The sequence below is a fragment of the Plantibacter sp. AC185 genome (assembly GCF_979258065.1).
In genome coordinates this window covers 2,935,731-2,956,211 of the sequence record NZ_OZ409831.1, presented here as the reverse complement: position 1 = coordinate 2,956,211, position 20,481 = coordinate 2,935,731, and the positions used below count along the sequence as shown (strand labels likewise).

Here is a 20,481-nt window from a genome sequence, read left to right as displayed (position 1 = left end):
CGTGAGCAACGAAGCCACCCGACCGACCGACCACCGCACGCCCCTCCGCGCCGGCGACCAGACGCAGACGGCCGAGGAACTGCAGCGCGAGTGGGACACCGACCCGCGCTGGGACGGGGTCCGCCGCGACTACACCGCTGAGGACGTCGTCCGCCTGCGCGGCGGTGTCCGGGAGGAGCCGACGCTCGCCCGCCGAGGGGCGGAGCGCTTGTGGAACCTCCTCCACACCGAGGAGTGGGTGCCTGCCCTCGGCGCGCTGACCGGCAACCAGGCCGTGCAGCAGGTCCGGGCTGGCCTGCAGGCGATCTACCTCTCCGGCTGGCAGGTCGCCGCCGACGCGAACCTCTCCGGGCAGACCTACCCCGATCAGAGCCTCTACCCGGCGAACTCGGTTCCGGCGGTCGTCCGGCGGATCAACAACGCGCTGCTCCGGGCCGAGCAGATCGACTTCGCCGAGCGAGCCGTCGGGGAGACGCCGGGACCCGAGGCGATCGACTGGCTCGCGCCGATCGTCGCCGACGCCGAAGCCGGCTTCGGTGGACCGCTCAACGCCTACGAACTCATGGCCGGCATGATCCAGGCCGGCGCCGCGGGCGTCCACTGGGAGGACCAGCTCGCGGCTGAGAAGAAGTGCGGCCACATGGGCGGCAAGGTGCTGGTGCCGACGGGCCAGCACATCCGGACCCTCAATGCGGCCCGGCTGGCGGCGGACGTCGCTGGTGTCCCGACCATCGTCATCGCCCGCACCGATGCGCTGGCCGCCACGCTCCTCACGAGCGACATCGACGAGCGCGATCTGCCGTTCCTGAACGGGAACCGGACCCCGGAGGGCTTCTACGAGGTGGAGAACGGCATCGGTCCGGTGCTCGCACGCGGCCTCGCCTACGCGGAGTACGCCGACCTGCTCTGGGTCGAGTCCGCGGAACCCGACCTCGACCTCGCCCGGCGGTTCGCCGAGGCCGTCCACGAGCGGTTCCCGGGCAAGCTGCTCGCCTACAACTGCTCGCCGTCGTTCAACTGGAAGTCGCACCTCGACGATGCGCAGATCGCGTCCTTCCAGCGGGAGCTCGCCGCCATGGGATACGCGTTCCAGTTCATCACCCTCGCCGGCTTCCACGCGCTGAACCACTCGATGTTCACCCTGGCGAGCGACTACCGGGAGCGGGCGATGAGCGCCTACGTCGACCTCCAGGAAGCCGAGTTCGCCGCAGAGGCCAGCGGCTACACCGCCACCAAGCACCAGCGCGAAGTCGGTACCGGCTACTTCGACCTGGTCGCGACCGCCCTCAACCCCGGCAGCGCCACCCTCGCCCTCGCCGGGTCGACCGAGGAACAACAGTTCCACTGATCCATACCAGCCCCGCCCTTCGACAAGCTCAGGGACCGCTCGACGGGCCCATCCGACGCACGACCATCCGAAACGGAGTCACCCCATGAACACCATGCTCGCTTCCCCGTCCACACCCACCACCGCGCCGGTGCCCACGCAGCGCACCGGCCCCGCCATCGAGGTCGTCGGTCGTCTCGGTGACCGGTACGAGGAGATCCTCACCCCGGACGCCCTCGCCTTCCTCGCGGACCTGCACCAGCGGTTCGCGGGTGCGCGGCACGACCGCCTCGCCGAGCGCATGCGCCGACGCTTCGAGATCGGGAACGGCCGCGATCCGCGGTTCCGCGACGACACCGCGGCGATCCGGGAGGACCGCTCCTGGCGCGTCGCCGGCGCCGGGCCCGGTCTCGAGGACCGCCGGGTCGAGATCACCGGCCCCACCGATCCGAAGATGACGATCAACGCCCTCAACTCCGGTGCGAACGTCTGGCTCGCCGATCAGGAGGACGCGACGAGCCCGACGTGGGCCAACGTCATCGGTGGTCAGCTCTCGCTGCGCGACGCCGTCCGCGGCGAGCTGACGTTCACGAACGAGGCGGGGAAGGTGTACCGCGTCACCGCGACGGAGACGCCGACGATCGTCATGCGCCCGCGCGGCTGGCACCTCGTGGAGAAGCACCTGCGGTTCATCGACCGCTCCGGGGCGGCGATGGCGGCCTCCGGGAGCCTCGTCGACTACGGCCTCTACGTCTTCCACAACGCCCGCCCGCTCATCGACGCCGGCCACGGGCCCTACTTCTACCTCCCGAAGTTGGAGTCGAGCGAGGAGGCGCAGCTCTGGGACGACGTCTTCACGTTCACCGAGGAACGCCTGGGTCTCGACCACGGCACGATCCGCGCCACCGTGCTCATCGAGACGCTCCCCGCGGCGTTCGAGATGGACGAGATCCTGTACGCGCTCCGCGACCACTGCGCCGGCCTCAACGCCGGTCGCTGGGACTACATCTTCTCGATCATCAAGAACTACCGGGGGCGCGGTGCCCGGTTCGTCCTGCCCGACCGCAGCGAGGTGACGATGACGGTGCCGTTCATGCGCGCCTACACGGAACTCCTCGTGCAGACGTGCCACCGCCGCGGTGCGCACGCGATCGGCGGGATGTCCGCGTTCATCCCGAACCGGCGCGATCCGGAGGCGACGGCGCGCGCGATCGAGAAGGTCTCAGCCGACAAGCGCCGCGAGGCGGGTGACGGCTTCGACGGGACCTGGGTGGCGCACCCGGACCTCATCGAGACAGCCAGGGCCGAGTTCGACGCGGTCCTCGGCGATCGTCCGAACCAGCTCGACCGACTGCGGGAGGACGTGTCGGTGACACCGTCACAGCTCCTCGACGTGCGCATCGGTCGGGCGGTCACGGACGCCGGTCTCCGTGACAACGTGTCGATCGCCGTCCGCTACCTCGACTCCTGGCTCCGCGGGATCGGCGCCGCGGCGATCGACGGACTCATGGAGGACGCGGCGACGGCGGAGATCAGTCGATCGCAGGTCTGGCAGTGGATCCACCAGGACGTCGCGACCGACGACGGCCGTCCGATCACCCGTGAGCGGGTCGAAGGCCTCCTCGACGAGATGCTCGCCTCGCTCCCCCGCACCGCCGACGACCGCTTCGACGACGCTGCCGAGCTGTTCCGCGAGGTGGCACTCCGCGACGAGTTCCCGACCTTCCTCACCGTTCCGGCGTACACGCGGTACCTCGTCGACCCGGCGTAGGTGCCCGGCGTCCACAACTCCTGCTCACCATGGACCGTCAGCTCCGGCCCGCGCGCCATCCACGCGCGGCGGTCGAGGCCCTCGGTGCTGGAGCAGGAGTTGTGGACCGGCGCACGGCGGTTCCGGCGCCCTTGTCCGGTCCGCTCGGGCCCCCGTAGAGTCGGGCGTATGACCCGGAACGTGCAGGAAGCATCGACCGTCGGGACCATGTCGCCGGGTGGGCCGTCGTCGGCACTCCAGCAGGCGCATCGATGGAACGCCTCGAGCCGCTACGGCGCCTCGCTCGTGGCCATCGTCCTGGGCGGATACCTCGCCATGCGCGCCGGGCTGAACGTCATGTGGCTCCAGTCGGACGCCGACGTCATCGGCGCACTGCTCCTCCAGTTCTTCGTGGGCGGCGCGGTTCTCGTAGCCGGCGCCCTGATCGCCCCGGCCTCCCTGGCGCGCCGCGTGCTCGCCTCCGCCGTCGTCGTGGCCGGGCTCACGGTCCATGCGGTCGGGTCGGCGTCGGTGACCAACGCGACGCCGCCCTTCCTGCTCTACGGATCGATGTCGGTCACGATCGGCGCCTTCACCGCTGCCGCGGTCTGGTTGATCGTCCGTGGTCGATCCCTGCCGACCTTCGTCCTGCTCCTCGGGTTCGCCACCGTGCCACTGCTGACCGAGCGCCTGACCCACACCGGGTGGTCGGGCGTCACCCGAGACGACCTGCTCACGGCAGCCTCAGCCGCCATCGGCGTCGGGGTGGCCTGGGCGGCAGCGGCCGTCGACGGCGCCCGGTCCCGATAGGCTCCGCCCCCGACAAGGTCCGGTCCGCGTCACGCACTGTCCTCGCGACACCGGGTTCGGTACGCTCGGACTCGTGCCTGAATCGACTCCCACGCCCCGCCTGTCCACGAAGATCTCAGCGATCGCCGAGTCCGCCACGCTGAAGGTGGACGCGAAGGCGAAGGCGCTGCAGGCGCAAGGCCGACCCGTGATCTCCTACGCGGCGGGCGAGCCGGACTTCCCGACGCCCGAGCACATCGTCGAAGCGGCGCTCGTCGCCGCCCGCGACCCGAAGGCGCACCGGTACACCCCAGCGGCCGGCCTGCCGGACCTCCGCGCCGCCATCGCGGAGAAGACGCTCCGCGACTCCGGTCTCGAGGTCGACCCGAGCCGGGTCATCGTCACCAACGGCGGCAAGCAGTCGGTGTACGAGGCGTTCCAGGTCCTCCTGAACCCGGGCGACGAGGTCATCGTGCCGACGCCCTTCTGGACCACCTACCCCGAGGCCATCGCGCTCGCCGACGGTGTCGCGGTCGACGTCTTCGCCGACGCCTCGCAGAACTACCAGGTCACCGTCGAGCAGCTCGAGGCGGCGCGCACCCCGCGCACCAAGGTCCTCCTGTTCGTCTCCCCCTCGAACCCGACCGGGTCCGTCTACTCCCCCGAGCAGACGAAGGCGATCGGCGAGTGGGCGCTCGAGCACGGCATCTGGGTCATCACCGACGAGATCTACCAGAACCTCACCTACGATGGTGTCCGCGCGACGTCGATCGTCGAAGCGGTGCCCGAGCTCGCCGAGCAGACGCTCCTCGTCAACGGCGTGGCCAAGACGTACGCGATGACGGGCTGGCGCGTGGGGTGGACCGTCGGCCCGGCGGACGCGATCAAGGCGCTCGGCAACCTCCAGTCGCACCTCTCCGGCAACGTGAACAACATCGCGCAGCGCGCGGCGATCGCGGCCCTCACCGGTCCGCAGGATGCCGCTGAGGCGATGCGTGAGGCGTTCGACCGCCGCCGCAAGCTCATCGTCGGTGAGCTCAACAAGATCGACGGCTTCGAGACGCCGACCCCGCAGGGCGCCTTCTACGTCTACCCCGACGTCACGGCGCTGCTCGGCCGGACGTTCGGCGGGGTGACGCCCAAGACGTCGCTCGAACTCGCCGACCTCATGCTCGACCAGGCCGAGGTCGCGGCAGTGCCCGGCGAGGCGTTCGGGCCGTCCGGCTACCTGCGCTTCAGCTACGCGCTCGGCGACGACCAGCTCCTCGAGGGCGTCCAGCGCCTCCAGCGCCTGTTCGCATCCTGACCCGAGGTCCGCTCGCTCGTCCCCGGGCGAGCGGACCTCGCATCAGCGTCAGATCGTGACGCCGACCACGACGGGCTCAGGCTGCAGGAGGACGCCGAATTCGGCGTGGACCCGCGCCTGCACGAATCGCGCGAGCTCGGCGATCTCGGTGGCGGTCGCCCCGCCACGGTTCGTCAGGGCGAGCGTGTGCTTCGTGGAGACCGCAGCGTGCGATCCGGGGAGTGCGAACCCGCGACGGACGCCGGCCCGCTCGATCAGCCAGGCGGCCGAGAGCTTCGCGAGGCGCTCGGTCGGGGCCGGACGGGGCGGGTTGACGACCTCGCCGAGCGGGAAGACGTACTCGGTGTCGTCGTCGGCCGGCGGGTCGACGGGCCACCAGGGAGCATCGCCGGGGAGCGAGCGGGCGACGTGCTCCGACACGATCGGGTTCGTGAAGAACGACCCGGCGCTGGCGGTGTCGGGGTCGTCGGGATCGAGCACCATACCCTTCGACGTCCGGAGCGCGAGCACCGTCGTGCGCACCTGGGCCAGGCGGACCTGCTCGCCGACCTCCACGCCGAGCGCGAAGGCGAGCTGCTGATAGGCGATCGGTGCGGCCAGGCCGTCGGCGCCGACGTCGTCGAGGTCGATGATGATCGCCACGACCACGCCGGAGCGCTCGGGCTCTCCGCCACCGTGGCGCTTCAAGACCGACGTCCGGTACCCGAGACCGAGCTCCGTGGCGGGAACGCGCTCGACGGTCTGCGACTCCTCGTCGAGCAGGTCGACGGCGACGAGCGACGACACGATCTCCTGCCCGTAGGCGCCGATGTTCTGGACGGGGGCCGCCCCGCAGGATCCCGGGATGCCGGAGAGCGCCTCGATGCCCGCCCAGCCGTGCTCCACGGTGAAGGCGACGAGCGCGTCCCAGTCCTCACCGGCCTGCACCCGCAGGCGGACACGGCCGGACGGCGCGTCGAGGCGTTCGATGCCGCGGTTGGCCGCCCGGATGACGGTCGCGTCGACGGGCTCGTCGCCGATCAGCAGGTTCGACCCGCCGCCGAGCAACAGCCACGGCTGGTCGGTGTTCCAGACGTCGAGCACGGCCTCGATCAGCGCTGCCTCGCTCGTGCACTCCGCGAAGGCTGCGGCGGGCCCGCCCACCCCGAGGGTGGTGAGCTCGCTCAGACGGATGGCGTCGTTCATGGTCCTCCGGGTCAGGCGAAGCTGACGACGAGCTGCGCCTTGCCGAGCACCGTCTGCTCGGCGTAGGTGACGGTGAGGTCGACGCGCGCGGTGCGGGCTTCCTCGTCGATCTTGCCGACCTTGGCGACGATCTGGAGGTCGGCGCCGGTCTCGGGGTCGACGACGACCGGTCGGGTGAACCGCACCTGGTACTCGAGCACGCGACCGGGGTCGCCGATCCAGTCGACCACCGGCTGGGCCGCGATCCCCATCGTCAGCATGCCGTGGGCGAGCACGCCCGGCAGTCCAACGGACGCGGCGACGTCGTCGCGGTAGTGGATGGGGTTGAAGTCCCCGGAGGCGCCGGCGTACCGCACGAGGGCGTCGCGCGTCAGGTGGACGGTCCGCTCCGCGACGACGTCTCCGACAGCCGGCATGGTCGGGGTCTGCTGCACGTCGCTCATCCTTCGTCTCCTCGCACCACGAGCGTCGAGGTCGCGGTGACCACGGGCTCGCCGGTGGCATCGGTCATGACCGAGTCGCACGTCACCATCGAGTGGCCACCCAGGGACTTCACCGCGGTGACGGTCAGCTGCGCGGTGAGCTCGTCACCGGCGACGATCGGTCGATGGTGCACGAAACGCTGGTCGCCGTGGACCACCCGGCTGAAGTCGATACCCGCGTCGGGTGCGGCGAGCAGTTGCTGGAGCGTGTGCTCCTGGACGACGACGGCGAAGGTGGGCGGCGCCACGACGTCGGCGTATCCTGCGGCGCGGGCCGCCTCCGGGTCGAGGTTGATCGGGTTCGTCGCGAAGACGGCCCGCGAGAACTCGCGGATCTTCTCGCGTCCGACCAGGTACGGGGCGACGGGCGGGAAGACCCGACCGGCGAGCTCTGGGTTCACTGACACGCCCTCAAGCCTACCCGCTGCCCTGGCTCGCCGACCGGGCACGGACGGACCGGCAGCGGCCCGTCAGGAGCGCTTGATCGCCTGGAACACCATGCGGATGGCGATGACCACGAGGAACGCCGCGAAGAGCAGGTTGCCGACGAACGGCGGGACGACCGACGCGACGATGGCGCCGAGAGCGGTGGTCGTGCAGGCGGCGATGCCGATGATCGCTGCGGCCGTCAGGTCGACGTTGCCTCGCCGGACGTTGCCGATGGTGCCGGAGATCGCGGTCGGCACCATCATGAGCAGCGAGGTGCCCTTGGCGATGAGGTCGCTCGCGCCGAACAGCAGGATGAGCATCGGCACGACGACGACCCCGCCGCCGATGCCGAGCAGCCCCGACAGGACACCGGTCAGGAAGCCGAGCACGATGAGGCCGATGATCGAGCCGACGTGCAGGTCGATCTCGGCCGTGCGGGACGGGACGATGAGGAACAGCGAGACCACCACGACGAGCAGGAAGCCGATGAAGCCCCACTGGAGCGCCTTCTTGGGGAGCTTGGAGAGGAGGTAGCTGCCGAGTTGTGCGCCGCCGATCGCACCGATCGCCAGCAGGATCGCCGCCACCCAGTCGACGGTCCCGTTCACCGCATAGGACACGACGCCGACGAGCGAGGTCGGGACGATCGCGGCCAGTGAGGTCCCCGCGGCGAGCCGCTGGCCGAAGCCGAGGAGGAAGACGACGGCGGGGACGATGAGGATGCCTCCGCCGACCCCGAACAGCCCGGAGAGGAATCCGGCGGTCAGTCCGATGCCGATCAGCCAGGCGATGCCTGACGGGGAGCGGACCGGACGCCCGGTCGAGTCGTTCCCGCTCACTGCGCGCTGGAGCCGGACAGCGCCGTCTCGAGCGAGGGCGTCGTGCGAGCGGTACCGGCGTCCAGGAGCGACCAACCGGTGTCGGTCGCCTCGATGACCGAGACGGAGCAGTTCTCCAGCGGTGGGACCGTCGTACCGGAGAGGTGACTGAGGGTGAGGCGGATGAGGGTGCCGTGGCTCACGACGAGGACGTTCTGCCCGGGGAAGTCGCGTGCGATGGCGTCGATCCCGCGGAGTCCGCGTTCGATGACCGACTCCTCGGTCTCGAGGTTCGGGTACTGGTGGTCTGGCCAGTTCTCGAGGACCATCTGCGCCGTCGCGCCCTCGGCGTCGCCGTAGTGGCGCTCGACGACGTCGGGGTAGGTGGGGCCGAGTTCGAGTCCGAGCGCGTCCGCGATGATCTGCGCGGTCTCGCGTGCGCGCCCCAACGGGGAGCTGACGATGACATCCCAGGTGCCGGTGAGCCGAGGGGCGACCGTCGCCGCCTGCTCCCGCCCGGTGTCGTTCAGGGGGATGTCCGTCGTGCCCTGCAGCCGTCGTTCGAAGTTCCAGGCGGTCTGTCCGTGACGGATGAGGGCGATGGTCATGTCTCAAGCCTAACCGGCGTCGGACCGAGGTCTTCCGGCCTTCACCGCGACACGGAGCTCACTGCTCGTCGACGGCGTCCTTCGCCCATCGGATCCGGATGGGTCCGCGGACCGTCGCGCGGTCGACCGCCTCGTCGCCCTGTGTGATCCGCACCCGGCCTTCGTCGACCAAGAGCCACGCGACCCGGCGGGTGTCGTCCATCAGCGCTCGCCAGTCGTCGCCACCGACCGCTCGTGCGACGTCGGACGGACAGATGGACGAGGTCGCGGCCCGCTTCCCCAGCAGGTCGAGCATCGTCGACTCCAGGAGGTCGTCGTCCACGGCTGCCGCCGGCGTCGGGTCCGGTGCGGCTTCGTCGGTCATGGTCCCAGTATGCGCGCACCGCTAGGCGAGGTCGGCGTGCCGGGACAGATCCGCATGCTGCGCGACGAACGCCCGGGCCAGGCGCTTCGTGACGCCGAGTTCGGCGACGAGATGCTCGAGGTCCGGTGCCCAACGCGCGATGGCTCGGAACTCGTCGAGGTCGATGAGGTTCGACGCGGCGAAGCGGTCGGCCTGCACCTCGTGCTTCGGTCGGTCGTCCTCGTGGCCGAGCACGCAGTGCGCGATGCCATGGGCGAGGGCGTTCCGCCGATGCACGGACCGGAGCGACTCCTGGATGACGATCGTGTGCGCGGACGGCAGCCAGCGCTCGTGGGACACCCGCAGGGGCCGGAAGATCACCGCGAGACCGAGCTCCTCCGCGTGCGCATACGGGTCGTAGGCGCGTCCACGCTCACGGGGCTTCCGGCTCGGGTTGCTCCAGTTCTCCATCGATGATCGCCGCCCCACGTTCCCCCTCCAACTGCTCCGTCGTCCACGACGCAGCTTCCCTCTGCCGGCGTCTGCGATCCAGCTCGTCATTCGTAGCAGTGGTGTCCGACACGGGAGCCACACGCTCGTCGTCGCTCGCCTGCAGTTCGGCCTCGATCCGGGTCATCCCCCCGACCGCTTGCAGGGCGTCGGCCAGGAGTCGCACCGGATCGGCACCGGTCGCGGCGCAGAGCGTGACGAAGGTCGGGCCACTGATCTCGCTGCGACCGGCGAGGACACGTTGCAGCGTCGTCGGACTCATCCCCGTCGCCTCAGCCAGGGCGCGCTGATTCATGCGTCGCCGCTTGTAGGCGGCCACGAGTTCGTCCGCCAACGCCTGATTGACCATCGCCTCTGCTGCGTTCACGTTCCGATCGTAGCCAGAAACCCTGTCACGAACGGCAGAAAACCTGCCTCATGCGCTCTATAGTGTCACCTCCGACCTGAATGATGCCAGATGAGACAACTTCTGGGAACCATCCGGGTCGCATACCACCACCCACGACGCCTGAGGAGGCACCATGACCGAACACCGGACCTCACCGGAACCACCGCCCACACCACCGACACCACCGCCCGTCCCATTTCCTGCACAGCGGATCATCCGCACCGTGATCCAGACGACCGCGGCCGTGATCCTGAGCTCGGTGGCCTGCATCACGACCGCGAGCATCATCGCGCCACAACTCCTGGAGGCGATCCGAGAACTCCTTCCGGACGACGTCTACGCCTGGGCGGCGGCAGCCGTGGCCACGACGGCGGCGATCGCCGCAGCACTGGCCCGCATCATGGCAATCCCGGGCGTGAACGGGTTCCTGACGAGACTGAGTGCAGGATCCACTCCCCGCCACGCACGACCCGATTCAGGCACTGAATCTGCCACTCAAGAAAGAATTTCATGAATGATTGGCAAAATAAACTGGACAAGACGACGAGATCGCCATAGAGTCGTACTCGAACACACGTTCGAACGTCGGAGGACGTTTCCTCCATCAACAGAAAGGAGGGCTCATGGTTTACAACCCATTCGCCGGATGGCCGGTCACCGGCACCTGGCTTGGCCACCTGTCCTACTCGGACGGCGGTACGGACTATCCTCTCGGCTACAACACCGACCTGCCGGCACCTGCAGCGGGCACGCTGCAGAACCACGGCATGGTCGGATCGGCCGGCCGTCGAGCCACACTCTGGCTCGACACTCCAGTCGCTCGGCAGGTCGCGGCGGAGACGCGAGAAGGAGCCGGCCCCATGGTCGGCATCGTTTTCCAACACGCCGCCTCGTACAACGCCGAACGTCACTATTCCGCTGGCGAGATCATCGGAAAGTCCGGTGCATCTGCCAATGGCAGCGACTACGGCGGCGATGTGCATCTGCACATCCACGGAGTCAACAGCGCTGGACAGCGTGTGGACTTCACCAAATTCATCGACGGCAACACACAGAACCCAGGAGACACCATGACCCCCGCTCAGGAAGCAGCACTCAATGCCCGCCTCGACAACATCGAGAAGATCCTCGCTGTGAACGTCGTCGATGGAGTTGCAGGTGGGATCCGAGGCTACGTTTCGCACCTGCGATCCAACTTCGGAGGACGCTTCAACAACATCGAGAGCATCCTCGCGATCCAGAACGACGGCGGCATCCGCGCAATCGTCACTGCGATCAAAGCAAAGGTCGGCGCATAGCCGCTGCGAAACAGATGCCCCCGAGCAGACCGTAACTGCTCGGGGGCATCCCCATCGGCACCACGAAAGGAGCCTCATGGTTCTCAAGTATCAGCACCCGTTCGCTCAGATCGACCTCGCCGACGGCTGGGGATCGATGGCCGGCGGACGGACCCAACCGCACCGCGGGCTGGACTACCAGCCCGGCGCCGGAGCCGCGATCCCGGCGGTCGCAGCGGGCGTCGTCTCCGCCAACCGGTGGAACGCGGCCCTGGGGAACGTCCTGGTCATCGCCCACCCCGACGGCATGTACTCGGGCTACTCGCACCTGGCGGCCGCCTCACCGCATCAGGTCGGCGCGGCGATCGTCCGAGGTGAACCCGTCGGCGTCGTCGGGAACACCGGATCCGCCTCCAGCGGAGCCCATCTGCACCTCACCATCACCTTCACCGCGGACGGCACGTGGAACAACGCCGACATCCGCGTCACCACCGATCCGTATCCGTTCATCAACGCTCGCCTGAACGGCGAGGACCCCGTCCAACCACTCAAGGAGTCAGACATGCCCAAGATCATCAGTGTGCCAGGCGGCACCATCGCGCTCGTCACCGAGACGTTCGGCACGATGTACACCTCCACCAGCGGCGGACAGGGGTTCTCCATCGCCGCGAACACGAAGGCGTACGGCCAGGTCACCGGCCTGACCCAGGACCAGGTCACGACGCTCGTCGCCGAGGCGAACGCCCGAGGCCAGCGCATCGCCGATCTCGTCGCGGCCGCGCGGTAACCCACGCCGGAATGGAGGAAGCCCCCGAGCAGACCGTAACTGCTCGGGGGCTTCCTCCATTCTGCACCGTGCACGTCTCGTGCACAGGGCCCAGGTTCGATGCTCAGGCGAACTGCGCGTAGAACGCGTCAGGTCCGTGCGCGAGCGAGGCCTTGACCATGGCGCTCCACTCGTCGACGACGACCTCGGAAGCGCCGGCTGCCACGCCGTCGAGGCTCGCGCGCGCGACGTCCGCGGGGTCGACCATCGGCCCCTCGTAGCCGGCCATGATGTCGGTGTCGGCGGCCCCGAGGTGGAGCCCCTGCACCGTGACGCCCTTCGGGGCGAGTTCCAGACGGACCGCGTTCGTCATGTTCCACTCCGCCGCCTTGGCCGCGGCGTATCCGCCTGAACCGGGGTGCGCGAACCAGCTCAGGGCGGAGAGCACGTTGACGATCGCCCCTCCACCGTTCGCTTCGATCACCGGCGCGAACGCACGCACCATGGCGAGGTTGCCCCAGTAGTGCGTGTCCATCTCGCGCCGAGCGTTCGCGAGGTCGTCGGTCAACATCGAGCCCTGCGTCGCGATCCCGGCGTTGTTGACGAGCAACGTGACGTCGGTCGCGACCTCGGCCGCCGCAGCGACGGACGCCTGATCGGTGATGTCGAGCTGCAGCACCTCCACGCCCGGGATGTCGACGAGGTCCGGGCGCCGCGCGGTCGCGTACACCTTCGAGGCGCCGCGCTCGAGCAGCTGCACGACGAACCTGCGTCCGATGCCCCGGTTCGAGCCGGTGACGAGTGCGACGGATCCTGCGATGTCCATGATTCCCTTCCGCGTGCGGGGCGATCCCGCAGCAGCCTGGTTAGGCTAAGACCTCACATCAATGTCAGGTGCAAGCCAGGAACGGAAGCTCGATGCGCATCGGAGATCTCGCGGCTCGGACCGGGGTGAGCGTCCGCTCGCTCCGCTACTACGAGGAGCAGGGTTTGCTTGCCGCCACCCGCACGACGAGTGGCCAGCGGACCTATGAACGGGCGGCGGTGGAACGCGTCGAGCTCGTGCAGCAGCTCTTCGCGGCCGGCCTGCCGAGCCGCACCATCGTCCAACTGCTCCCCTGTGTCGATGCGGGAGTCGCGACGCCGGAGTCGCTCGCGCTGCTCCGGACCGAACGCGACCGCATCACCGCGCAGATGGCCGACCTCGAAGCAGCACGCGCCCGCTTGGAAGCGGTCATCGACATCACCCTCCACCCGACGCCGGAGCACTGCCCCGCGCTGCGGGAGGAGCTTCCCGCCGAGCTGGACGCCGCCTGACGCCACTCGGCACGGCTCCGGCAGGGTCGGCCCATCGCGGCTACCATGACCACGTCGGAGGTCGAGGGCTACCGGTCGCTCGCCTTCGCGGCAGCCGAGTCGGGCACGCCTGAGCCCGACTCCCGATCCGGGGGTCAGCGATGAGTGAATCAGCGAAGCAGGGGTCAGCGAAGCAGGGACCAGCGACCGCAACCGAGTCGGTCGCCGCCCAGGCGGCGCGCACCCGGCTCGAGGAGCGCGTGGCGGGCATCGAGTCGATCCTGATCTCGGTGCCGATGCTGCTGCTCGAGATCGCCCTCATCCTCTCGCTGTTCGTCCCCTACGCGAGCCAGACGAAGACGGATGAGGACCCTGAGTCCTTCAACCTGTTCTTCTTCCTCGCGGGATTCGCCGATCGCGACGACGACGGCGACCCGGAGGCCGCCTCGATCCTGTTCGCGAGTGCGTTCCTGATACTCATCGTCGTGATCGTCGGCACGATCTGCACCGCGCCGACCCTCGCGGGCAAGCGGGTCTCGTCGCGAGCGGGAGCGACCGCGGTGACCTTCATCATCGTGCTCATCCTCGGCAACATCGGCGCCTGGATGGTCATGCTGATGGGGGTCTACGCCGACTCGCCCTGGACCATCGGTCCAGCTCTGCCACTGCTCAACCTCGGCACCCTGCTCGCGGCGATGATCGCCTTCATGCCCGGCTACCGTCGCATCTGGGAGCGATAGCAGTTCGAGGTCAGTGTGCGATGGGGAGCACTGCCCATCCGACGGTGGTCGCGCACTCTCGCCGCGTTGCCATACTGAGTCCGTGAGTGGAACCGACGTTGCGCCGACGGGCGTGCTACAGGACTATCAGTGGGCCGTGGACGCCGAGCTGCAGAACACCCCATTCACCGTCACCAGCCTCCCCGACGGGTTCCAGGTCGGATACGACCTCGCGGACGCCCGCTGGTGGAACGTCCTCCAGCTGAACGAGGTGTCCGACAGCATCACCTACACCGTGCGGGTCGATGAGCGACGGCGGCGGTTCAGCATCACCGACACGGTCAAGCGGATGAGCTGGTCGGCTGGTGTCTCCGGCTTCGTGCCGCGCCTCTCCTGGTCGTTCTCCTGGCAGTCCGGCCGTGTCCGGTACGGCAGGGTCATCATGCTCGGGACCTCTCCCGGCGGGTTCGAGATCGCGTTCAGCCCCGAGAACGAACGCGCGCGGATCAAGGAGATCGGCGAAGAACTCGGTCTGCGTCCTCGCATGAGCCCCCACGTGCGCATCGGGCTCTGGGCGGCGGCCGGTGGCGTCGCGATCGGCCTGATCGTGCCCGCCATCATCATGCTGAGTCTTTCCCTCACCGGGAACCAATGATGCAGGAGCTTCGAATCGAGACGGTGGCGTACTGGTGATGGCAAGCAAGCGCGCGGCGGGCGACACACGGGGCTTCCTGCACAGCAGGGTGTTCCAGACGGTGGCGATCGTCCTGATGCTGTTGGCCGGTCCGGTGGCCGTGGTCGTCGGCTCCTTCATGATGGCTGCCGACAGCGACCTGTTGCAGAACGGGGAGCGGACGAGTGGGACGGTCACCGAGGTGGATGACGGGAGGGAGGCGTCGGACCACCGGTTCAGGACCGACTATCTGGCACCCGACGGTTCGCCACAGCGGGTCTGGGCGGACTGGCCCCTCGACGGCAAACCCACCGTGGGCGACGTCGTCACGGTGGTCTACCGAGCGGACGACCCCGGTACGGCGGTGCTCGAGGGCTACGACGGGCCGGGGACCTCGGTCGTCGGTGTCGGTGTCGTGCTGACCGGCGCGAGTCTCCTGGTCGGCACCGCGATGCTCGTCGGCGTCCTGCTCCGTGCAGGCCGGGGGCCCGACCCCGAGGAGATCTCGAAGCCGTGACCGTGCGGTGACCGAGGTCGCCGCCCGTCCGAGCATCTCGTCACCGGGTCGACTCGCACAGCTCCTCGCTCTTGACGGACCAGGTCTGCATGCGCCAGGGTCGACATCACGATGTGAGCGATCACAATCCGTGACCCTGATCCCGAGACGATGGAGTTTCCAGGTGAGTCCACAACGCCTATCGACCATGCGACCCCGGCACCTGTCCCGTAACTGGACAACCCCGCTGGTGGCCTCACCCAAGCGGGCCGCTGCCTGGGGCGCGATGATCATGGTAGGAGTCATCTCCGCTCTGGGCGCCACGCCGGCGACGGCAGCCGCCGACTCGAGTGCGCTGCTGCACTATCGATTCGACACGGCCGCGAACGGTGTAGTGCCGGATGTGAGCGATAACGGCAATGATGGGACGCTCAGGAACGTGGGCGGCACGGTCGCCGACGGCCTGCTCACCCTGCCCGGCGGCTCGGCCGACTCGGCGCCCTATCTCGACATCCCGACCGACGATCTGGCCGGGGTGCAGACGTTGACCTCGAGCATCTGGCTCGAGTCGCAGTCACCAGCTGGGAACACCGCTGCAGCCTTCATCGGCACCCCGGTCGGCGATGGCCAGTTCTCAGCGGGCTACTGGTTGCTCAATCCGGCGAATCCGAACGGGTACGTCAAGTCCGTCATCACGGATTCGGTGAACCCCGGAGCACCCTGGACGACCGAGGTGGGTGCCGGTTCGACCAACGCGCCCACCAGCGGACTCCGGACCCCGACCGGGATGGCGCTCTACACGACCGTGATCGACGGCCCGGCCGGAACCTTGACGAGCTACGTGAACGGTGAGCGGATCGCGCAGACCGCCATCACGCGCGACGTGGCGTCCTTCGGTCCGGACCTCGTCGCCTACCTCGGCCGCTCCACCTACGCGGACGCCGGGTGGAAGGGCTCCATCGACGAGGTCGTCCTGAGCGATGTCGCGATGACGGCGACGGAGGTCCAGGACGCGTTCATCGAGCAGTCGATCGAGAAGGCGTCGTCCGGGCTGCGCGTACCGACGGAGGCGACGAGCGACTTTCCACTCCCCTCGACCTCCTATGGCACGCGTCTGAGCTGGACCTCGGATGACGCCGCCATCGTCGTGGAGGACGGACTCGCGCGGGTGGTCCGGCCGACGAATGGCGAGCAGGACGCCACGGTGACCCTCACTGCCACGGTGACCGCCGGAGACCGACAGGAGACGCTGGCATTCCCCGTCCGGGTCGCCGCCGACCGCTCCGACGCTGAGAAGCTCGCCCTCGACCTGGAGGGCATCCGGATCACCAATTCGGACGACATCCGTTCCAACTTCTCCGTCCCCGGCAAGGGCCCGAACGGGTCGTCCTTCACCTGGTCCGTCATCGGCGGCACCGAGGCGGCGACGGTCCGCGCGGGAGTCGACGGATCGTCGAAGACCATCGACGTCGCACGCCCCGCCACCGGGAGCGCCGTGACCGTGACGCTCCGCGCCACCGCGCGCATCGCCGGATCCGAACTGACGCGGGACATCACCGTGTCCGTCCAGCCGCTGCCGTCGGACCAGCCGGATCCCGAAGCCTATGTGTGGGCGTTCTTCACCGGGGAGGGCAGTGGTGCCGAGCAGGTCAGCCTCGCTGCATCCAAGGGCAACGACGCGTTGAGCTGGAACACGCTGAACGAGGGCAAGCCGATCTTCACGTCGACCCAGGGCACGACCGGCCTGCGCGACCCGTTCATCCTCCGCTCCCCCGATGGCGACCGGTTCTTCATGATCGCCACCGACCTGAAGATCGACGGTCTTCCCGGCGGCTTCGCCACGGCCCAGATCAGTGGGTCGCGGTACATCGAGGTCTGGGAGTCGAACGACCTGGTCACCTGGTCCGAGCAACGACATGTGAAGGTCTCCTCGGACTTCGCCGGGAACACCTGGGCGCCCGAAGCCTACTGGGACGACAAGCTGGACACCTTCGTCGTGTTCTGGGCCTCGAACCTGTACGACACCACGGACGAGAGCCAGCGGACGAACGTGACCTACAACCGGATGATGTACGCGACGACCGACGACTTCATCACCTTCTCCGATCCCGAGCCGTGGATCGACGTCTCGCGTGGGCCCGGTCTCGGCACGATCGACTCCTCGGTCACGAAGTCGGGCGACTACTACTACCGGTTCACGAAGGACGAGGGGACGCTGACCATCCGCGAGGAGCGGTCGACGGATCTCCTCGCCACCGAGACGGGGACCCTGCCCGGTGCGGGAGGACCTGCCGACCAGTGGAGTCTCGTCAAGGACCAGGTCGCCTCCGGATTGCCGAACGGCGAGCCGGGCGGTGTCTACCTGAACGGCGAGGGCCCGAGTGTCTTCCCCGCGAATCCCGGCGACGCGAACGGGCTCGACTGGTATCTGTTCATCGACCAACCCGACTACCACGGTGGCCCGAACCACTACATCCCGTTCGGGACCGACTCCCTCGACGACGGCGACTCCTGGGAGCCGTTGGGGGCCAAGCTCCGGGAGAACCTCCCTCAGAACGCGGACGGCGGAAAGCCGAGGCACGGCACGGTCATCCCCGTGACCCGTGCTGAGTACGAACGTCTGTTGACCGCCTACGCGCCGGCTGTCGCCGTCCAGGACGTCTCAGTGCCCGAGGTCGTCACCGCGGTGGGTACGGCTCCGAGCCTGCCGTCCGCCATCCTGACGAAGGTGGACGGTTCGATCGAGACGGTCCCCGTGGAATGGGCGGCCGTGCAGGCCGATCAGTATGGTGCGCCCGGCAGCTTCACCGTGTCGGGAACGGCGGCAGACGATGCCCGCACGCCGGTCGACGTGACCGTCACCGTGCGGGCAGGGGGCGTACTGCCGGGTGAGCCCGAGCCGTCCACCCCGCCAGCGGCGGAACCGGGTTCGTCGTCGGGTGGTGACGCCGTCAGCGGCCCTGGCCCGAGGGACGGCCTGGCGTCCACGGGGGTCGACACGGAGGCCGTCGCGCTCCTGGCGACGGCCGGGACCATCGCCCTCCTCGTCGGCGGGCTGCTCACCCGGCGCCGCACGAGACGCGGGGAGATCTGAGGGCGATCTCGGCGTCGCACAGGCGTGGACGGCTGCTGTCCAGTCAGCGACGCGTGGACTCCACCGAGAACTCGACAGCATCGACGGTGTCGACGTCGAAGAGCTGCGGATGCCCTTGGATGAGGACAAAGGCACGGCGCTGCAGAGGATCATCCGGGCTGATGGCTTGGGTGTCGTCGCATACGCCGGTGACGACCGTGGGGACCTGCCTGCGTTCAGAGTGGCGCTGGCCAGCGGCGGGTAGGCACTCGTCGTCGAGGGCCCCGACGCTGCGGAGGAGGTCGCTCGGATGCCCGGAGTCCACTTCTCAGGTCCCGGCGAGTTCCAGCATTGGCTCCAGCAACTTGACGACGCTCTAAGCTGACCGGATCGCGACTCGCAGTCGTGCGCGATTCAGCGATCGCCGCAGCAAAAGAGAAAAGCACCGAAGAAATCTCCGGTGCTTCTCTCTTGAACAGCTGATCTGGTAGCAGGAGAGAGATTCGAACTCTCGACCTCACGATTATGAGTCGTGCGCTCTCACCAACTGAGCTACCCTGCCACGTCTCTCCGTATGCCGGCGAGAGCAGTGACGGAGAGAACGAGCCCCGAGCGGGACTTGAACCCGCGACCTCTTCCTTACCAAGGAAGTGCTCTACCACTGAGCTATCGGAGCGCGAACCAGACCGCTCACGCGGAAATGGCACCAGTAGAGACTAGCATCCCGCGAGGGGTGCTTCGTACACCGGATCGGGATCAGTTCGCGGCGAAGGTGTCCGCGGCGTGGACGACCTTCTGCAGGTACGACGCGGCCCCGTTGTACGAGCCGATCGCCGCGATCCAGTCGGATTCGATGCGGAGGTCCCGGCCGCCGTGGCACAGGTAGTGCGCTGCGGCGAGCGCCGCGTCGTCGATCTGTTGCGGGTCCGCGGCGCCGTCGCCGTTCCCGTCCGCGCCCCACCGCTGCCAGGTCGACGGGATGAACTGCATCGGCCCGACCGCGCGATCCCATCTGGCGTCACCGTCGAAGGCGCCGCGGTCCGTGTCGGTGACGGCATCGAACTCGGTGCCGGTGAGCGCCGGGCCGACGATGGGTGGAACGGCCCGCCCGGCGTCGTCGAGGGCACCGCCGAAGATCGTGCCGTGGCCGGACTCGACGCTGCCGAGCGCGGCCAGCGTGTTCCAGGCGATCCCGCAGCCCGGCTGCGTCTCCGCGACGGCGAGCGCCGCACCGGCGTAGGCGACCATCGCCCGCTCGGGGATGCCGAGGCGGAGCGCCGTGGCCGTCGCCCAGGCACGGTCCACCCGGTCGGTGACGGCCGCCGGCGCTGTTCCAGCCGAGCCCGCGGCGGGGATGCCCGGTCCCTCGACGGCAGCATGTGGCGCGGTTCCGAGGGTCGAGTCCCGTGCTTCCGCCCGACTGATGAGCTCCGGTCCCCAGACGACCGCCGCCACGATGACGGCGAGACCGACGATCGCGACCGCCCCGCCGGCGACGAGCCATCCCACACGGACGCCCGACCGACGGTTCCGGCGTGTCGGTGCGACGGGGCGCCGGGAGCCGTTGCGCGCGCCGGACGGTCGGGACCGCGGCTTCCGCGTCGAGCGGGTGGCGCTGGTCGTGCGTCGTCCGGGCGCAGCGGTCTTGCGTTGTGCGGGCCGACGCGCACCACTCCCCTTCGCCGACGTCCCCACCGGTCCACCGTACCCGCGCGTCGGTCAGCGATGCGCCGCAGGTTCAGTGCTCCTGGGCGGCCTTCGCAGCCTGCTTGGCCTGACGCTTCGCCCGAAGGTCTTTCGCGACGGCGACGCCCTTCTTGGCGGCGGCGTTCGCCTTCGTGCTGGCCTGCTTCGCACCCTCGAACTCCGAGGCGAGGACGGCGAGCCCGCCGACGGCGATCAATGCTCCCGGTCCGGGAAGCGGGATCAGGGCCACGCCGAGGGCCACGGTGCCACCGCCGACGACACCGACGCCCGCCCGGTAGACCCGGTTCGCGGTCGGATTCCGACGGATGATGCCACGCGTCGTCCGGGCCGCTGATCCGGCGATGCCTCCCGCCTGCGCGGCGACGCGCTTCGCCGTACTGCGGGCCGAGCCGTCCGATTCCGTGGTCATCTCTCCACTCTAAGCAGGGCGGGCGGGTCGGTGGCCGGGAATCCGGTCCGAATCGACAGCCGCGCGCCCGCCCTGGCGACGCCGCGCTGGCCAGTCCACGAGCGGCGACGGGCCCCGTGAATGGCCTAGG

The 20,481-nt window shown here is 69.0% G+C and carries 23 protein-coding genes and 2 tRNA genes; 12 read left to right on the top strand and 13 right to left on the bottom strand.

Annotated features, from left to right (window positions below; genetic code table 11):
• The first annotated feature begins 1 nt into the window (after position 1).
• The 4 genes from aceA to ACZZZB_RS14020 all read left to right on the top strand — a co-directional run bounded on the left by aceA (position 2) and on the right by ACZZZB_RS14020 (position 5,172).
• Positions 2 to 1,348 carry an isocitrate lyase gene (gene aceA / locus ACZZZB_RS14035; protein WP_274500381.1) on the top strand — a complete coding sequence of 449 codons (1,347 nt, stop codon included), beginning with the start codon at positions 2 to 4 and terminating at the stop codon, positions 1,346 to 1,348.
• Positions 1,349 to 1,442: 94 nt separating this feature from the next.
• Positions 1,443 to 3,098, top strand: a complete 1,656-nt coding sequence (gene aceB / locus ACZZZB_RS14030) for a malate synthase A (RefSeq protein WP_463530565.1) — start codon at positions 1,443 to 1,445, stop codon at positions 3,096 to 3,098.
• 168 nt (positions 3,099 to 3,266) lie between these two features.
• Complete coding sequence (locus ACZZZB_RS14025; RefSeq protein ID WP_192005882.1) at positions 3,267 to 3,887, top strand: hypothetical protein; 621 nt, start codon at positions 3,267 to 3,269, stop codon at positions 3,885 to 3,887.
• Positions 3,888 to 3,960: 73 nt separating this feature from the next.
• Positions 3,961 to 5,172 carry a pyridoxal phosphate-dependent aminotransferase gene (locus ACZZZB_RS14020; protein WP_192005884.1) on the top strand — a complete coding sequence of 404 codons (1,212 nt, stop codon included), beginning with the start codon at positions 3,961 to 3,963 and terminating at the stop codon, positions 5,170 to 5,172.
• Positions 5,173 to 5,220: 48 nt separating this feature from the next.
• On the opposite strand, the gene ACZZZB_RS14015 is transcribed toward ACZZZB_RS14020, so the two are convergent.
• The 8 genes from ACZZZB_RS14015 to ACZZZB_RS13980 form a co-directional block, all read right to left on the bottom strand.
• Positions 5,221 to 6,357 (bottom strand): UDP-N-acetylmuramate dehydrogenase, encoded by a 1,137-nt coding sequence (locus ACZZZB_RS14015; protein WP_463530003.1) that lies wholly within the window; start codon positions 6,355 to 6,357, stop codon positions 5,221 to 5,223.
• Between the two features lie 11 nt (positions 6,358 to 6,368).
• Entirely contained in the window at positions 6,369 to 6,800 is a 432-nt protein-coding gene (locus ACZZZB_RS14010) for a MaoC family dehydratase (RefSeq protein WP_244175598.1), read from the bottom strand.
• Positions 6,797 to 7,246, bottom strand: coding sequence for a MaoC family dehydratase N-terminal domain-containing protein (locus ACZZZB_RS14005; protein ID WP_085512810.1), 450 nt, complete (start codon positions 7,244 to 7,246; stop codon positions 6,797 to 6,799). Before ACZZZB_RS14005 ends, ACZZZB_RS14010 begins: the two co-directional genes overlap by 4 nt.
• Before the next feature lie 63 nt (positions 7,247 to 7,309).
• The gene (locus ACZZZB_RS14000; RefSeq protein ID WP_463530002.1) at positions 7,310 to 8,107 is read right to left on the bottom strand and encodes a sulfite exporter TauE/SafE family protein; all 798 of its coding nucleotides are present in this window, start codon (positions 8,105 to 8,107) and stop codon (positions 7,310 to 7,312) included.
• Positions 8,104 to 8,694 carry a histidine phosphatase family protein gene (locus ACZZZB_RS13995; protein ID WP_463530001.1) on the bottom strand — a complete coding sequence of 197 codons (591 nt, stop codon included), beginning with the start codon at positions 8,692 to 8,694 and terminating at the stop codon, positions 8,104 to 8,106. Before ACZZZB_RS13995 ends, ACZZZB_RS14000 begins: the two co-directional genes overlap by 4 nt.
• A gap of 58 nt (positions 8,695 to 8,752) precedes the next feature.
• On the bottom strand, positions 8,753 to 9,058 hold the full coding sequence (locus ACZZZB_RS13990) for a DUF3253 domain-containing protein (RefSeq protein WP_192005890.1): 306 nt from the start codon (positions 9,056 to 9,058) through the stop codon (positions 8,753 to 8,755).
• A 21-nt stretch (positions 9,059 to 9,079) separates the two neighbouring features.
• Entirely contained in the window at positions 9,080 to 9,508 is a 429-nt protein-coding gene (locus tag ACZZZB_RS13985; protein WP_244650706.1) for an ImmA/IrrE family metallo-endopeptidase, read from the bottom strand.
• A complete protein-coding gene (locus tag ACZZZB_RS13980) occupies positions 9,471 to 9,914 on the bottom strand; it encodes a helix-turn-helix domain-containing protein (RefSeq protein ID WP_463530000.1) in 444 nt (147 codons plus the stop codon). The genes ACZZZB_RS13985 and ACZZZB_RS13980 overlap by 38 nt, the downstream gene beginning before the upstream one ends.
• Before the next feature lie 244 nt (positions 9,915 to 10,158).
• On the opposite strand from ACZZZB_RS13980, the gene ACZZZB_RS13975 reads away from it, so the two are divergent.
• The 3 genes from ACZZZB_RS13975 (at position 10,159) to ACZZZB_RS13965 (ending at position 11,999) form a co-directional block, all read left to right on the top strand.
• On the top strand, positions 10,159 to 10,449 hold the full coding sequence (locus tag ACZZZB_RS13975) for a hypothetical protein (protein WP_463529999.1): 291 nt from the start codon (positions 10,159 to 10,161) through the stop codon (positions 10,447 to 10,449).
• Positions 10,450 to 10,558: 109 nt separating this feature from the next.
• A complete protein-coding gene (locus ACZZZB_RS13970; RefSeq protein ID WP_161578666.1) occupies positions 10,559 to 11,233 on the top strand; it encodes a hypothetical protein in 675 nt (224 codons plus the stop codon).
• A 76-nt stretch (positions 11,234 to 11,309) separates the two neighbouring features.
• A complete protein-coding gene (locus tag ACZZZB_RS13965) occupies positions 11,310 to 11,999 on the top strand; it encodes a M23 family metallopeptidase (RefSeq protein ID WP_463529998.1) in 690 nt (229 codons plus the stop codon).
• A gap of 103 nt (positions 12,000 to 12,102) precedes the next feature.
• On the opposite strand, the gene ACZZZB_RS13960 is transcribed toward ACZZZB_RS13965, so the two are convergent.
• Positions 12,103 to 12,804 carry an SDR family oxidoreductase gene (locus tag ACZZZB_RS13960; RefSeq protein WP_463529997.1) on the bottom strand — a complete coding sequence of 234 codons (702 nt, stop codon included), beginning with the start codon at positions 12,802 to 12,804 and terminating at the stop codon, positions 12,103 to 12,105.
• Between the two features lie 92 nt (positions 12,805 to 12,896).
• Here ACZZZB_RS13960 and ACZZZB_RS13955 point away from each other — a divergent pair, with 92 nt between their 5' ends.
• The 5 genes from ACZZZB_RS13955 to ACZZZB_RS13935 all read left to right on the top strand — a co-directional run bounded on the left by ACZZZB_RS13955 (position 12,897) and on the right by ACZZZB_RS13935 (position 18,256).
• Positions 12,897 to 13,295, top strand: a complete 399-nt coding sequence (locus tag ACZZZB_RS13955) for a MerR family transcriptional regulator (protein ID WP_463529996.1) — start codon at positions 12,897 to 12,899, stop codon at positions 13,293 to 13,295.
• A gap of 140 nt (positions 13,296 to 13,435) precedes the next feature.
• Positions 13,436 to 14,014 (top strand): hypothetical protein, encoded by a 579-nt coding sequence (locus ACZZZB_RS13950; RefSeq protein WP_137243917.1) that lies wholly within the window; start codon positions 13,436 to 13,438, stop codon positions 14,012 to 14,014.
• 82 nt (positions 14,015 to 14,096) lie between these two features.
• The gene (locus ACZZZB_RS13945; RefSeq protein ID WP_463529995.1) at positions 14,097 to 14,648 is read left to right on the top strand and encodes a hypothetical protein; all 552 of its coding nucleotides are present in this window, start codon (positions 14,097 to 14,099) and stop codon (positions 14,646 to 14,648) included.
• Positions 14,649 to 14,685: 37 nt separating this feature from the next.
• Positions 14,686 to 15,183, top strand: a complete 498-nt coding sequence (locus tag ACZZZB_RS13940) for a DUF3592 domain-containing protein (RefSeq protein WP_463529994.1) — start codon at positions 14,686 to 14,688, stop codon at positions 15,181 to 15,183.
• A gap of 271 nt (positions 15,184 to 15,454) precedes the next feature.
• Positions 15,455 to 18,256 (top strand): immunoglobulin-like domain-containing protein, encoded by a 2,802-nt coding sequence (locus tag ACZZZB_RS13935; protein WP_463529993.1) that lies wholly within the window; start codon positions 15,455 to 15,457, stop codon positions 18,254 to 18,256.
• A gap of 464 nt (positions 18,257 to 18,720) precedes the next feature.
• Here the strand turns inward: ACZZZB_RS13935 and ACZZZB_RS13930 are convergent.
• The 4 genes from ACZZZB_RS13930 to ACZZZB_RS13915 form a co-directional block, all read right to left on the bottom strand.
• A tRNA-Met gene (locus tag ACZZZB_RS13930) sits at positions 18,721 to 18,797 on the bottom strand.
• A gap of 42 nt (positions 18,798 to 18,839) precedes the next feature.
• A tRNA-Thr gene (locus tag ACZZZB_RS13925) sits at positions 18,840 to 18,911 on the bottom strand.
• An 80-nt stretch (positions 18,912 to 18,991) separates the two neighbouring features.
• Positions 18,992 to 19,744, bottom strand: coding sequence for a lytic transglycosylase domain-containing protein (locus tag ACZZZB_RS13920; RefSeq protein WP_463529992.1), 753 nt, complete (start codon positions 19,742 to 19,744; stop codon positions 18,992 to 18,994).
• Positions 19,745 to 19,973: 229 nt separating this feature from the next.
• Entirely contained in the window at positions 19,974 to 20,351 is a 378-nt protein-coding gene (locus ACZZZB_RS13915) for a PGPGW domain-containing protein (protein ID WP_137243944.1), read from the bottom strand.
• Positions 20,352 to 20,481: the final 130 nt, after the last annotated feature.

Bases quoted from the DNA above. Each gene is read 5' to 3' on its own strand.
- aceB (WP_463530565.1), top strand. From the start codon at position 1,443: ATGCTCGCTTCCCCGTCCACACCCACCACCGCGCCGGTGCCCACGCAG.
- ACZZZB_RS14025 (WP_192005882.1), top strand. From the start codon at position 3,267: ATGACCCGGAACGTGCAGGAAGCATCGACCGTCGGGACCATGTCGCCG.
- ACZZZB_RS14015 (WP_463530003.1), bottom strand. From the start codon at position 6,357: ATGAACGACGCCATCCGTCTGAGCGAGCTCACCACCCTCGGGGTGGGC.
- ACZZZB_RS14010 (WP_244175598.1), bottom strand. From the start codon at position 6,800: ATGAGCGACGTGCAGCAGACCCCGACCATGCCGGCTGTCGGAGACGTC.
- ACZZZB_RS13995 (WP_463530001.1), bottom strand. From the start codon at position 8,694: ATGACCATCGCCCTCATCCGTCACGGACAGACCGCCTGGAACTTCGAA.
- ACZZZB_RS13990 (WP_192005890.1), bottom strand. From the start codon at position 9,058: ATGACCGACGAAGCCGCACCGGACCCGACGCCGGCGGCAGCCGTGGAC.
- ACZZZB_RS13985 (WP_244650706.1), bottom strand. From the start codon at position 9,508: ATGGAGAACTGGAGCAACCCGAGCCGGAAGCCCCGTGAGCGTGGACGC.
- ACZZZB_RS13970 (WP_161578666.1), top strand. From the start codon at position 10,559: ATGGTTTACAACCCATTCGCCGGATGGCCGGTCACCGGCACCTGGCTT.
- ACZZZB_RS13965 (WP_463529998.1), top strand. From the start codon at position 11,310: ATGGTTCTCAAGTATCAGCACCCGTTCGCTCAGATCGACCTCGCCGAC.
- ACZZZB_RS13960 (WP_463529997.1), bottom strand. From the start codon at position 12,804: ATGGACATCGCAGGATCCGTCGCACTCGTCACCGGCTCGAACCGGGGC.
- ACZZZB_RS13955 (WP_463529996.1), top strand. From the start codon at position 12,897: ATGCGCATCGGAGATCTCGCGGCTCGGACCGGGGTGAGCGTCCGCTCG.
- ACZZZB_RS13950 (WP_137243917.1), top strand. From the start codon at position 13,436: ATGAGTGAATCAGCGAAGCAGGGGTCAGCGAAGCAGGGACCAGCGACC.
- ACZZZB_RS13940 (WP_463529994.1), top strand. From the start codon at position 14,686: ATGGCAAGCAAGCGCGCGGCGGGCGACACACGGGGCTTCCTGCACAGC.
- ACZZZB_RS13935 (WP_463529993.1), top strand. From the start codon at position 15,455: ATGGTAGGAGTCATCTCCGCTCTGGGCGCCACGCCGGCGACGGCAGCC.
- ACZZZB_RS13915 (WP_137243944.1), bottom strand. From the start codon at position 20,351: ATGACCACGGAATCGGACGGCTCGGCCCGCAGTACGGCGAAGCGCGTC.